Raw genomic sequence first — 13,660 nt, 5'->3', positions numbered from 1 at the left:
GAATGATGACCATGACGGATACAATTACCATTTATCATAACCCTCGTTGCTCTAAAAGCCGTGAAACGCTTGCATTATTAGAATCTAAAGGGGTCACACCAACAATCGTTGAGTATTTAAAAAATCCCCCTAGCGTTGCTGAAATCAAACGGTTATTAAAGGCATTAGGCTTCTCTGATGCACGGCAATTAATGCGTAGCAAAGAGGATATCTACAAAGAATTGGGTCTTGGAAACGACGCTTTAACGCAAGAGCAATTAATTCAAGCCATGCATGACAACCCAAAATTAATTGAGCGCCCTATTGTTGTCAAAGGGAAAACGGCAAAATTAGGTCGCCCGCCAGAGCAGGTTCTTGATGTTCTCTAATGGCTCAAAAAAAGGCAGTGGATCACTGCCTTTATAATTGGAGGATATCTTTAACAAACGGGATAGTCAGTTTGCGTTGTGCAACGATCGAGGCATGATCCAGTTTGTTCAAAATATCAAACAATGTTCCCATTTTTCTATCTAACCGTTTTAATACAAAACGGCATACATCTTCGGGTAATTCAAACCCTCGCATTCTTGCCCGCAATTGTAGCGCACAAATTTTATCTTCATCGCTAAGTGGATGGAGTTTATAAATCTGCCCCCAATCCAACCGAGAGGCTAAATCAGGCAGTGAGAGATCGATTTGTCTTGGTGGTCTATCACCGGTGATCAGCAAACAAGTTCGACCAATTTCTAAAATGCGATTATACAAATTGAAAACGGCCATTTCCCATTCAGGATCACCTGCGATACATTGAATATTATCAATACAAACCAGTGAAAGGTGTTCCATCCCATCAAGGACTTCAGGTACAAAATAGGCACGCTTATCAAGCGGAACATAGCCCACGGCCATATCTTGTTCTGATAATTCAGCGCATGCGGCATGCAGTAAGTGACTCTTACCGCCCCCTTCACGAGACCAATAATAAATATAACTACCATGCGATTGGTTAATGGCGAGTTTAATAGCAGATAGCAACGCCTCATTTTCGCCTGCATAAAAGCTGGCAAACGTTTCGTCATCGGGTAGATACAGTGGTAGTGAAAGTTGCGATGGTGTGTTCAGAAGCACCTCTGACTGTGCAAAACAATTAACACTTGCAAGTTTACCATAAATTTCAAGCATAAATGAACAAGAAGAAACTTAATTGCCGATGCTTTCATCACATCGGCAATGAGACAACTGTTTTATTTTGTGGAATGTTTCGTATCAACTTCTTCAATATCTGAGGTTACAAACTGCTTTTCAGGACGAACAAAAGTGATAAAACGGAATAATAGTGCCATGACAATACCCACGATGGTTGCCAATGCCATGCCTTTCAATTCGGCTTGACCAATATGAATAACCGCACCACTAACACCAATAATCAAGATCACAGAGGTCAAGATCAAGTTTTGGGGTTTATTGTAGTCAACTTTAGAGTCGATTAGCACACGAATACCTGAAGCCCCGATCACCCCATAAAGCAGCAAAGACACCCCTCCCATTACAGGTACTGGCACTAACTGAATCGCCGCCGCTAATTTCCCCACACAAGAAAGTAAAATTGCGATGATTGCTGCCCCACCAATGACCCAAGAGCTATACACCTTAGTGATCGCCATTACACCAATATTTTCACCGTAGGTGGTATTAGGTGTTGAACCAAAGAACCCTGACAACACCGTAGAGAAACCGTTTGCAAACATTGAACGATGTAAGCCAGGGTTTTTCAATAAGTCACGCTCAACAATATTTGCAGTTACCACCAAGTGGCCTACATGTTCAGCAATAACGACTAATGCGGCAGGTAGAATAGTCAAAATAGCGAACCATTCAAAACGTGGCGTATAAAACGTTGGAATTGCAAACCATGGTGCTTCAATAACAGGCGTAAAGTCCACAATGCCCATAAAGTAGGATAAGGCGTAGCCAACTAAGAAACCAATCAAAATAGGAATGATGGATAAGAACCCGCGGAACACGACAGCACACAAAATAGTCACTGACAGTGTTGTGATAGAAATAATTAACGTATTAGGATCTACCGCGACCCCTTCTTTTGGCAGTAACCCTGCCATACCGGCGGCCGTTTGAGCCAATTCGAGGCCAATAACCGCGACAATCGCTCCCATCGCAGCAGGAGGAAACATGACGTTAATCCAACCTCGACCCGCCACCTTAACAATCAAGGCCACAATGCAAAACAGTATTCCGCAAATAATAAAGCCACCCAATGCAAGTTCATAACCGAGTGGTAGCAAAATCATGACTGGTGAAATAAAAGCAAAACTCGACCCTAAATAGGCAGGAATTTTCCCTTTACAAATAAATAAATAAAGTAAGGTGCCAATCCCATTGAACAACAAAATAGTTGCTGGGTTAACACCAAACAAGATCGGTACAATTACAGTCGCGCCAAACATGGCAAACAGATGTTGAAAACTAAGCGGTATGGTTTGTAATAATGGTGGCCTTTCTTCAACACTAATTGCACGACGTGTCATTTCTTTTCATCCCCTTAATGTATTTTTATAATCAAAAAAAAGCCGACTTCTAAAGTCGGCTAATTATTATTTAGTACCAAATATCTTATCGCCAGCATCACCTAGCCCAGGAACAATATACCCGTGTTCATTTAAATATTGATCAATAGACGCGGTATATAGCTCAACATCTGGATGGGCAGCTTCTAATGCTGCAATTCCTTCAGGAGCAGCAACAAGTACGAGTACTTTAATAGATTTACAACCTGCGCCTTTTAATAGATCGATAGTTGCAATCATTGAACCACCCGTTGCTAACATTGGGTCAACAACCAACGCCATACGCTCATCAATGTTTGAAACTAATTTCTGGAAGTAAGAGACAGGTTTAAAGGTTTCTTCATCACGATAAACACCCACCACACTGATACGTGCGCTTGGAATGCTTTCTAAAACCCCGTTCATCATACCAATACCGGCACGAAGGATAGGTACGACAGTGATTTTTTTCCCTTTTATTTGCTCTATTTCTACAGGACCACACCAACCTTCAATGGTGACTTTCTCAGTTTCTAGGTCAGCGGTTGCTTCATAAGTCAGTAGGCTACCAACCTCTGAGGCCAGTTCACGAAAGCGTTTAGTGCTTATATCATGATCTCGCATCAGGCCGAGTTTATGTTTAACGAGAGGGTGTTTTACCTCAACGATCTTCATGGGATTCTCCTACTATTTTAGTCGCCAGCGCACAAAAAAATCGCGGGATTATAACTCTTTTTACAGAAGATGCCACTAGGCAGCGTTTGATTGATGTCAAAACAATCAGAAATAACCTATTTTTATTATTACACTGTAAGTATATCCACCACTATTTTATCTGTTTGATTGAACATGGCAGCAATATCAATGCCATGATAAATACGCACACCAATCTCAATTTAAGATTATAGATGTATCCCATTATTTTACCCTAATGTGATAGACATAAATTCTTGCCATAAAAAGCAGGAACCAGATAACGGCAATGCCTTATTTCCCTCCAGCCAAAATCCCCTCATTTTTTCATTCACAAAGCTATCGCAAACGTTTGCTTTGCCTGTTAGAATAGTATTTATTGAAGTTTATTTTCCGAAACGCAATTGCCTTGGGGGCCGTAGTGACTGATAAAACCTCTCTCAGCTATAAAGATGCCGGTGTTGACATTGATGCAGGTAACGCATTGGTTGATCGAATTAAAGGTGTAGTGAAAGAAACTCGCCGACCAGAAGTTATGGGAGGATTAGGCGGATTTGGCGCATTATGTTCCCTGCCACAAAAATACCGTGAACCTGTTTTAGTTTCAGGTACAGATGGTGTAGGCACTAAACTACGCCTCGCGATGGACCTAAACCGTCATGACACTATCGGTATCGATTTAGTGGCGATGTGTGTTAATGACTTAATTGTCCAAGGTGCTGAGCCTCTATTTTTCCTTGATTACTACGCAACAGGTAAGCTAGATGTTGATACTGCCACCAGCGTGATCACAGGTATCGCAGAAGGTTGTAAACAATCAGGTTGTGCCCTCGTGGGGGGTGAAACCGCTGAAATGCCTGGCATGTACCATGGTGACGATTACGATGTAGCGGGTTTCTGCGTTGGTGTGGTCGAACGCGCCGAGATCATTGATGGTAGCAAAGTCAGTGCTGGTGATGCGCTGATCGCCCTCGCCTCAAGCGGTCCTCACTCTAACGGCTACTCTTTGATCCGCAAAATTTTAGAAGTCAGTCAAACTAACCCAGAGGTCACGCAACTGGAAGGCCAATCACTGGCAGATCACCTGTTAGCGCCTACACGTATTTACGTTAAAAATGTATTAGCGCTGATTGAAAAATGCGATATTCACGCCATCGCGCACATTACTGGTGGTGGTTTCTGGGAAAATATTCCTCGTGTATTACCTGAAAACACCCAAGCACAAATCGATGAAAATAGCTGGCAGTGGCCGGCGGTATTCAATTGGCTACAAACGGCGGGCAGCGTGACCACTCACGAAATGTATCGCACATTTAACTGTGGTGTCGGTATCATCATCGCGCTGCCACAAGCTGAAGTCGATGCGGCACTCACTTTACTTAATGGTTTAGGTGAAACCGCATGGCAGATAGGTACCATTGCTGAATTGCCTGCTGGTGAAGAGCAGGTTGTTATCCGCTAATGAAAAAAATCGTCGTGCTTATCTCAGGCAGCGGCAGTAATTTACAGTCGCTGATGGATGCCACTTCGCATGATCTTCAAGCGCAAGTTGTGGCAGTGATCAGTAATCAACCTGAGGCTTACGGGCTTATTCGTGCGCAGAAGGCTGGGATCCCAGCCTTATCACTCAGCGCGAGCGCTTTTGCTAACCGCGAAGCATATGATGCTGCACTAATGGGGATGATTGACGAATATCAGCCTGATTTGGTTGTGTTAGCTGGATTTATGCGAATTTTGACCGCGGGCTTCGTTAAACACTATGCAGGAAGAATGCTCAATATACACCCTTCTCTATTGCCTAAATATCCGGGCCTACACACCCATCGTAAAGCGATAGAAAACGGCGATAGCGAGCATGGAACATCAGTGCATTTTGTTACCGAGGAGTTGGATGGCGGCCCAGTGATCTTACAGGCCAAAGTTCCTATTTTCCCGGATGATACCGAAAAAGAGGTCATTGAGCGGGTAAAGGCGCAAGAGCACAATATTTACCCCCAAGTTGTGCAATGGTTCGTCAGTGGTCGTTTGGCCATGGTCGGCAACCATGCTTACTTAGATGGTCAGTGTTTACCGCCCCAAGGCTATGTAAATGAATAACACTTGGTTATTTCCACATTGATTTATGTTGAGGGCAAAGAGAAATCTCTGCCCTTTTTACTGTTCACGAAAAGTCGCAGTATAAATAAAGTGCATTAATCTTCACCAGTTAGAAAGAGTCACTGCTTTGTGTCATTATTTTATCGTAAATTAGTGGTATCCTTATCAACTGAGAGTGAAAATAAATTTGCTCTGTTATTTATCGTGATGATCTGCAAAATCGATAATTAACTATCTACTTTTTAAACAAAACTGAGGTGTTATATGACGACCGGGCAAGTTCATCCGTTTAGGTTGCGCCCACTTGAACGTGAAGATTTAGCGTTTATCCACCAACTTGATAATAATGCCAGTGTTATGCGCTACTGGTTTGAAGAGCCTTATGAGGCTTTCGTCGAGCTGAGTGACCTTTATGATAAACATATTCATGACCAATCGGAGCGGCGTTTTATTGTTGAAAATGACAGTGAAAAAGTCGGCTTAGTTGAATTGGTGGAAATCGATTATGTTCACCGTCGTTCTGAGTTTCAGATCATCATCGCACCAAGCCATCAAGGCCACGGTTATGCAACTCGCGCTGCGAAATTGGCTATGGATTACGCTTTTTCTGTGCTCAATCTATATAAGCTTTACCTCATTGTAGATAAAGAAAATATCAAAGCTATCCACATTTATAATAAACTGGGCTTCCACACAGAAGGCGAACTAATTGACGAGTTTTTTGTCAACGGACGTTATCATACCGCGATCCGTATGTGCATTTTCCAGCACCAATATTTTGCGAGTAAAGCACAGTCAACGCATCCTGAAAGTGTTGTCAGCCCGCATGCGACCATTAAACAGCAAGTTTAGTGCTCTATCCTCGCGACGTTATTTGAGGTGCAACTAAACACAAGATAAATGTGTCGCCAGAGAAATACAGAAATCTGTAACTCATGCGAATAAAAATAGCCATAATATGGCGAAAACTTAAGGTGTGCTGTCGCTAGGTTATACACCTTTAAGTTTATGTATTTAGTACAATATGGAGCAACAATGTCCCAAGAACGCCTATACCACGAAAAAGAGTTAAGCTGGCTTGCTTTTAACGAACGCGTTTTACAAGAAGCAGCAGATAAGCGAAATCCTCTTATCGAGCGTATGCGCTTTTTGGGCATTTATTCCAATAACCTAGATGAATTCTACAAAGTCCGTTTTGCAGACGTGAAACGGCGTATCTTAATCAATGAGGAGCGTGGCTCCGCCAGCGGTGCACGCCACCTACTTAAGCGCATTCAAAATAAAGTAGCCAAGCAAGATCAAGAGTTCGACATTCTCTATAACGACCTTTTGCTTGAAATGGCGCGCAACCAAATTTTCTTAATTAACGAGCGGCAAATATCGCCCCGCCAACAAATTTGGTTACGTCAATACTTTCGCCAACATTTGCGCCAACACATTACCCCTATTTTGATTAATCCAGATACCAACCTAGTCGAGTTTCTCAAAGATGACTATACCTATCTGGCTGTTGAAATTATTAACGGCGGTAATGTGCAATATGCTCTGTTAGAGATCCCCTCTGACAAGGTGCCTCGGTTTGTCAATCTGCCACCGGAAATGCCCAAACGGCGCAAATCAATGGTGCTTATCGACAACATTTTGCGCTATACCTTGGATGAAATCTTCAAGGGCTTCTTTGATTATGATGAATTAAACGCTTATTCCATGAAAATGACCCGCGATGCGGAATATGACATCGCCACCGAAATGGAATCAAGCTTACTGGAAATCATGTCATCGACATTAAAACAACGCTTAACCGCAGAGCCTGTCCGTTTTGTTTATCAGCGCGATATGCCTGATGAAATGGTTGCCGTCTTACGTGAAAAACTGGGATTATCCAATGATGACTCAGTTATTGCGGGCGGGCGTTACCACAATTTTAAAGATTTTATTAACTTCCCCAACGAAGGCAATAAAACCCTTTTAAACAAACCATTGCCACGATTACGCCACCGCTGGTTTGATAACTTCCGTAACGGTTTTGATGCCATTCGCGAACGCGATGTGCTGCTCTACTACCCTTATTACACCTTTGAGCACACGCTCGAGTTGCTCAGGCAAGCCTCATTTGATCCCAGCGTATTATCTATCAAGATCAATATTTATCGTGTGGCAAAAGATTCACGCATTATTGATTCGATGATCCATGCAGCCCATAACGGCAAAAAAGTCACTGTTGTGGTTGAATTACAGGCTCGATTCGATGAAGAAGCGAATATTCATTGGGCGAAACGGCTGACAGAGGCTGGGGTCCACGTCATTTTCTCGGCCCCGGGTCTGAAAATCCATGCGAAACTCTTTATTATTTCGCGAATGGAAGATGGCGAAATTATTCGTTATGCCCATATCGGTACAGGTAACTTTAATGAAAAAACCGCGCGCCTCTATACTGATTACTCGTTGTTAACAGCAAATGAACAGATCACCAATGAGGTTCGTCGGGTATTTAGCTTTATTGAAAACCCATATCGTCCTGTCACCTTTGATAATTTAATGGTTTCACCACAAAATACACGGATCCGCCTCAATGCGCTAATTGACCAAGAAATTGCTAATGCGCAAGCGGGGCTTCCCAGTGGGATCACCTTAAAAATTAATAATCTGGTTGATAAAGAACTGACTGATAAACTGTATGATGCTTCCAATGCGGGTGTTAAAATTCGTCTACTAGTAAGAGGGATGTGTTCACTTGTTGCAGGGCAACCGGGCTACAGTGAAAACATTCAAGTCACCAGTATTGTTGACCGCTTTTTGGAGCATGACCGCGTTTATGTCTTTACTAATGCGGGTGATGAAAAAGTCTTTATCTCCTCGGCAGATTGGATGACTCGAAATATTGATTACCGTATTGAAGTGGCGGTGCGCTTAGTTGATGACCGGCTCAAACAACGGGTTTTAGATATCCTTGAGCTCCAATTTAACGATACCGTCAAGGCACGTTATGTTGACAAAGATCTCAGTAATCATTATGTTCCCCGCGGTAATAAGCGCAAAATTCAGGCGCAACTTGCTATATACGACTATTTGAAATCACTCGAAACGCCTGAGACAAGGTCCTAACATACTATGCCATTAACTAATATATCGACGCCTAGGCCTCAAGAAATTGCGGCTATCGACCTTGGTTCTAACAGCTTTCATATGGTGATTGCACGTATTGTCAACGGTGCACTGCAAATCCTGACGCGTTTAAAAAAACGGGTACACCTTGCTGACGGATTAAGTGATACCAATGAGCTTAGTGAAGAAGCCATGGAACGCGGTTTGGCTTGCCTTGCGCTTTTTGCCGAACGCCTACAAGGTTTTACAGAAGAAAACGTCTGTATCGTAGGCACTCACTCTTTGCGTGTTGCAACCAATGTTGAAGAGTTTTTGAACCGTGCAAAAAAAATAATTCCCTATCCCATTGAAATTATTTCTGGGCAAGAAGAAGCGCGTTTGATTTTTATGGGGGTGGAACACACCCAGCCTGAAAAAGGCCGTAAACTGGTAATAGATATTGGTGGTGGCTCAACAGAATTAGTCATTGGCGAGAAATTCGAACCATTATTAATTGATAGCCGCCGTATGGGGTGTGTCAGCTTTGCGCGTAACTATTTCCCCAATGAAACCATTACGGCAGATAATTTCAACCGAGCCTACCTCACGGCCTGCTTAAAACTTGAGCAAACCGCCACAAAATTTAAGCGTATGCACTGGGATGTTGCCATGGGGGCATCAGGTACGATTAAAGCGGCTCATGCCGTGATTGTTGAAATGGGTGAGCGCGACGGCATCATTACGCGTGATCGGCTAGAAAAAATTAAGCAAATGGCGCTGAAATATAAAACCTTTTCGGCAGTGGATCTACCGGGTTTATCCGTTGAACGTAAACATGTTTTTGTGCCCGGATTAGCCATTTTATGTGCTGTCTTTGATACATTAGAGATTAAAGAGTTACGGCTCTCAGATGGCGCATTGCGTGAAGGGGTGCTTTATGAAATGGAAGGCCGTTTCCGTCATCAAGACATTCGCCAACGTACGGCACTTAGCCTTGCCGAGCATTATAATATCGATAGAGAGCAAGCTAGACGTGTATTAAAAACCATGGAGGAGCTGTATCACCAGTGGAGCCAGCAAAATCCAAAGTTAGCCAACCCGCAACTTGAGTCTATCCTTATTTGGGCGGTTATGCTGCATGAGGTCGGTCTACATATCAACCAAAGTGGGTTACATCGCCACTCCGCCTATATTTTGCAAAATACTACGTTACCGGGGTTTAATCAGGAACAACAGCTGTTACTTGCAACACTGGTTCGTAACCATCGGCGTGCTATTAAATTTGATGATATCCCTAAATTTAATTTATATAAAAGAAAACAATTTTTACCCTTGATACAAATTTTACGCTTATCAATACTTCTGAATAATCAAAGACAATCAACAACTACCCCATCATCATTACGCTTAGAAACCGATGATGGCCACTGGACACTGTATCTACCTGCCCAGTATTTGACTCAGAATGCGTTGATGCAGCTCGATCTTGAGAAAGAAAGCGCTTACTGGGAGGATGTTCCTGGCTGGAAATTAGACATCCGCGAAGAGCCAAATTAGTTATAATATTAATGCACTACATGGCGTTTTTTTGCACTACTCATAATGAATCGGTTTTCGCCCATTTGTTATAATTATTAATATTTATTTGGGTTAATGGACAATAAATGGCAAAATAAAGGTATTTATTTGTAAATGGACCCATAAAAGGTACAAAAGTGCCTATAAAGCTTTAAGGATTAAAATGTCACAAACTGCTTTTTCAACCGATGCGGTACAAACAATCAATCCGCACTCTCAAAAACTGGCCTATATCCGCCAGCAAATCCTAACACTATTTTTGGATGACGAGGAGTTCGTCCAAGCTCTGATTGAGCACGACCAACATGTTAGTTTGAGTGATAAAGCATTAAGTGAAAAAATCAATGCTGTAAAAGAATTATTGATTGACTTACATGCCGCGGATATCGCCGATATTTTAGAGATGTTGCCTTATGATGAACGTCTCGCACTTTGGCATCTGATCGATAACACCGAACGCGGTGAGGTGTTAGTCGAAGCTTCTGTCGCTGTTTGGGATAGCCTGATTAAGGATATGTCTGACAGGGAACTTCTACGCGCTGTTGCTAACCTACATGTTGATGAACAAGCGTATATTGCAGAGCATTTACCACAAGATACCATGCGTAGGTTATTGACCTACCTTGATCCAAGCTTACGAAGTCGTATTCGTGAAGTTCTGCAATATGCAAAAGACAGCGTCGGTCAAATGATGGATTTCGAATTTGTCACCGTACGTCCAAATGTCACGCTAAAAACCGTTCAACGCTATTTACGCCAGCGCGGTAAAATTCCAGAAGCAACAGATAAAATCTTTGTTGTCGACAATAATAACTATTTGCAGGGTGAATTACCTCTAACAACCATATTAACGCAATCCCCTGAGCGGATTGTGGCTGACGTGATGAAAACAGACACGGTCACTTTCTTGCCAGATGAAAAAGGCGAAGATGCAGCCAGTGCGTTCGAACGTTATGACTTGATCTCCGCCGCGGTGGTTGACAGCAGTGGTCTATTGATGGGTCGTTTAACCGTTGAAGATATCGTTGATAACTTAAATGAAGAAAACGATAACAGCATCCGTCGTATGGGGGGGTTAAGCCCTGAAGAAGACGTGTTCGCCCCTGTCGGTCAAGCCGTCAAAACGCGTTGGACATGGCTAGCCATCAACCTGTGTACTGCGTTCGTCGCATCACGGGTGATTGGGGTATTCGAAGATACCATTTCCCAATTGGTTGCCTTAGCCACCTTAATGCCTATTGTCGCAGGTATTGGGGGAAATACGGGTAACCAAACAATTACCATGATCGTACGTGCGATTGCGTTACACCAAATCCAAACCGGAAGCTTCTCATTCTTAATGCTCAGAGAGCTAGGCGTTGCCTTTATTAACGGTGTTGTTTGGGGGGGGATCATGGGGGTTATCACCTATTTCCTCTATGGCGACCTTGCAATGGGAGCCGTAATGACGCTCGCGATGATCTTAAACTTACTCATGGCGGCAATTATGGGGGTACTTATCCCTCTCATTATGCTTAAACTTGGTAAAGACCCTGCCATCGGCTCCAGTGTAATGATCACCGCTATCACTGACACAGGTGGTTTCTTTATCTTCTTAGGCTTAGCCACCCTGTTCTTGGTTTAACCGCCTACTTGGCATACCCAGAAAATAATACGCTGGGTATGCCTAATGATAATATTCCGCCCTTCTCGCCTTTGCCGACATATTTAGACTGAAAATTTCCTAAATAACGACTCAATAAATGCCATTTCATTTTTCAGCTATTTTTAATTTTCATTACTATTATTAAGATTATTAATTACGAATAATCAAATTAATAATTTGTTACTTTATCGATGAATTAATCGGCGAAAACAGATGTGAAATAACCAATTCCCCTGCCTTTTTTGAAAAAGAACTATATGATCTGCTGCAAAAAATCATTTATTAACATCAAATAATGTTATTGTTTTAAGCAATAGATGATAAAATCAATCAATATAATACAAATAGAATATTCATCTTGTTTTGAGAGTTGCGGTTTACAAAATATGGAATTTCCTGCTATAAATGAGGGCATGCATAAAGATACAGAGTATTAACTAGGTTATTCCATCCAACGTTTTATACCATTTATCTGCACATACTTAATATTATTTACTGACGCGTAGTCGGTAAATATAGCTGTTATTCCGAATTTAAAACAAAAAAATATATTCGGTATTTTAAAAGGATAATATTATGACATCGCAAACAACCAGCCAGCCCTCGGCAAGGCCATTGAAAAAAGAGGATTATAAAACATTAGGGTTGTCATCTTTAGGTGGAACTCTTGAATTTTATGATTTTGTTATTTTCGTTTTTTACGCGAAAATTATTTCACAACTCTTTTTCCCTAGTGGTAACGCAGTTCTCGCCCTCTTGGCAACGCTCGGTTTGTTTGCGGCCGGTTATCTCGCGCGCCCACTCGGTGGCATCATCATGGCACACTTTGGTGATAAACTCGGCCGTAAGAAAATGTTCACCCTCAGTATTTTCATGATGGCATTCCCGACATTCGTGATCGGTTTCTTACCAACCTATGCGTCTATTGGCGCTGCCGCACCAATATTGCTGTTATTGATGCGTATTATGCAAGGCGCCGCGATTGGCGGTGAAATGCCTGGGGCATGGGTATTTATCGCTGAACATACCCCAAAACAGCGCTACGGCCTCGGTGTTGGAACATTAACCTCTGGTATCACAGGCGGTATTTTATTAGGGTCTATCGTCGCTATCATCATTGAGAACAGTTATACCTCACAAGAGATCCATGACTTTGCATGGCGTATTCCATTTATTCTTGGTGGTATTTTTGGCTTTATTTCTGTTTATTTACGCCGTTTTTTGGAAGAGACACCTATTTTTAAAGAGTTGGCTGCTAAAAAAGCTTTAGCGGATGAGTTACCCGTTAAGACTGTTGTGAAGTCTCATAAACAAGCCTGCTTGATCACCGCGGCATTGACATGGTCATTATCAACAGCCATCGTTGTAACCATTTTGATGACGCCTGATATCGTGCTTCAAGGGATCTATCAAATTGACCGAAATATCGCCTTACAAGCTAACTGTGCAGCAACATTGACATTAACTTTAGGCTGTATTTTTTGGGGTTGGTTCGGCGATAAGATGGGAACGCGCGCTTCAATGACCTTGTCATGGGGTGGTCTGGCGGTGACTGCATTGTATTTTTATTCATCTTTGTCGCCAGAGATTTCAGCAACGACTTTGATTTTTAACTATGGCTTAATGGGCTTTTTTGTTGGCGCGATTGCAACGACACCAATTGTCAGTACGCGCGCGTTTCCACCTGAAATCCGTTATTCCGGCTTATCATTTGCCTACAATATTGCCTATGCAGTCTTTGGGGGTCTGACACCAATGTTAACGGGAACATGGTTGCAACAATCTCATATGGCACCTGCCTACTATGTTGCCGCGGTTTCTTTACTGGCTGTCGCTGTCGCCTATATTCCTTTAGCATGGAAAGGATGGACAGTGAATGCTGAGCAAGACAAAGAAACATTAGGGGCATTAAACACCAGTACAACTCGCTAATTGACCTCATTTCTTTAATCCATTAACGTATAAACCTGTGGTGATTAATTCCCACAGGTTTTTTTATACAATGTTAGTCAACTAATCT

The 13,660-nt window shown here is 42.4% G+C and carries 11 protein-coding genes; 8 read left to right on the top strand and 3 right to left on the bottom strand.

From position 1 onward, the window contains the following. Positions 1-11: 11 nt before the first annotated feature. On the top strand, positions 12-368 hold the full coding sequence (gene arsC, locus PSF11_RS05545; protein WP_014656124.1) for an arsenate reductase (glutaredoxin): 357 nt from the start codon (positions 12-14) through the stop codon (positions 366-368). Between the two features lie 31 nt (positions 369-399). Here the strand turns inward: arsC and hda are convergent, their stop codons facing one another. The 3 genes from hda to upp form a co-directional block, all read right to left on the bottom strand. After that, complete coding sequence (hda, locus tag PSF11_RS05540; protein ID WP_004920642.1) at positions 400-1,161, bottom strand: DnaA inactivator Hda; 762 nt, start codon at positions 1,159-1,161, stop codon at positions 400-402. Positions 1,162-1,223: 62 nt separating this feature from the next. After that, positions 1,224-2,525 (bottom strand): uracil permease, encoded by a 1,302-nt coding sequence (uraA, locus tag PSF11_RS05535; protein ID WP_004920645.1) that lies wholly within the window; start codon positions 2,523-2,525, stop codon positions 1,224-1,226. A 66-nt stretch (positions 2,526-2,591) separates the two neighbouring features. Then, on the bottom strand, positions 2,592-3,218 hold the full coding sequence (upp, locus tag PSF11_RS05530; RefSeq protein ID WP_004920648.1) for a uracil phosphoribosyltransferase: 627 nt from the start codon (positions 3,216-3,218) through the stop codon (positions 2,592-2,594). 439 nt (positions 3,219-3,657) lie between these two features. On the opposite strand from upp, the gene purM reads away from it, so the two are divergent. The 7 genes from purM (at position 3,658) to PSF11_RS05495 (ending at position 13,572) form a co-directional block, all read left to right on the top strand. Continuing rightward, positions 3,658-4,698 carry a phosphoribosylformylglycinamidine cyclo-ligase gene (gene purM / locus PSF11_RS05525; protein WP_036940555.1) on the top strand — a complete coding sequence of 347 codons (1,041 nt, stop codon included), beginning with the start codon at positions 3,658-3,660 and terminating at the stop codon, positions 4,696-4,698. Beyond that, complete coding sequence (gene purN, locus PSF11_RS05520) at positions 4,698-5,333, top strand: phosphoribosylglycinamide formyltransferase (protein ID WP_004920661.1); 636 nt, start codon at positions 4,698-4,700, stop codon at positions 5,331-5,333. Before purM ends, purN begins: the two co-directional genes overlap by 1 nt. Positions 5,334-5,597: 264 nt before the next feature. Beyond that, a complete protein-coding gene (gene speG / locus PSF11_RS05515; protein ID WP_004920666.1) occupies positions 5,598-6,185 on the top strand; it encodes a spermidine N1-acetyltransferase in 588 nt (195 codons plus the stop codon). A gap of 183 nt (positions 6,186-6,368) precedes the next feature. After that, complete coding sequence (gene ppk1 / locus PSF11_RS05510; protein ID WP_014656128.1) at positions 6,369-8,438, top strand: polyphosphate kinase 1; 2,070 nt, start codon at positions 6,369-6,371, stop codon at positions 8,436-8,438. A 6-nt stretch (positions 8,439-8,444) separates the two neighbouring features. Further along, positions 8,445-9,974 carry an exopolyphosphatase gene (gene ppx / locus PSF11_RS05505; RefSeq protein ID WP_004920671.1) on the top strand — a complete coding sequence of 510 codons (1,530 nt, stop codon included), beginning with the start codon at positions 8,445-8,447 and terminating at the stop codon, positions 9,972-9,974. Between the two features lie 184 nt (positions 9,975-10,158). Further along, positions 10,159-11,619: a magnesium transporter gene (mgtE, locus tag PSF11_RS05500; protein WP_004920674.1), complete on the top strand. Its 1,461-nt coding sequence runs from the start codon at positions 10,159-10,161 to the stop codon at positions 11,617-11,619. 597 nt (positions 11,620-12,216) lie between these two features. Beyond that, positions 12,217-13,572 carry an MFS transporter gene (locus PSF11_RS05495; RefSeq protein ID WP_004920676.1) on the top strand — a complete coding sequence of 452 codons (1,356 nt, stop codon included), beginning with the start codon at positions 12,217-12,219 and terminating at the stop codon, positions 13,570-13,572. Positions 13,573-13,660: the final 88 nt, after the last annotated feature.

This window comes from Providencia sp. PROV119 (genome assembly GCF_028482435.1).
GTDB lineage: Bacteria > Pseudomonadota > Gammaproteobacteria > Enterobacterales > Enterobacteriaceae > Providencia > Providencia stuartii.
The sequence above is the reverse complement of the archived record's forward strand: the minus strand, read 5'-3'. Positions and strand labels throughout refer to the sequence as shown.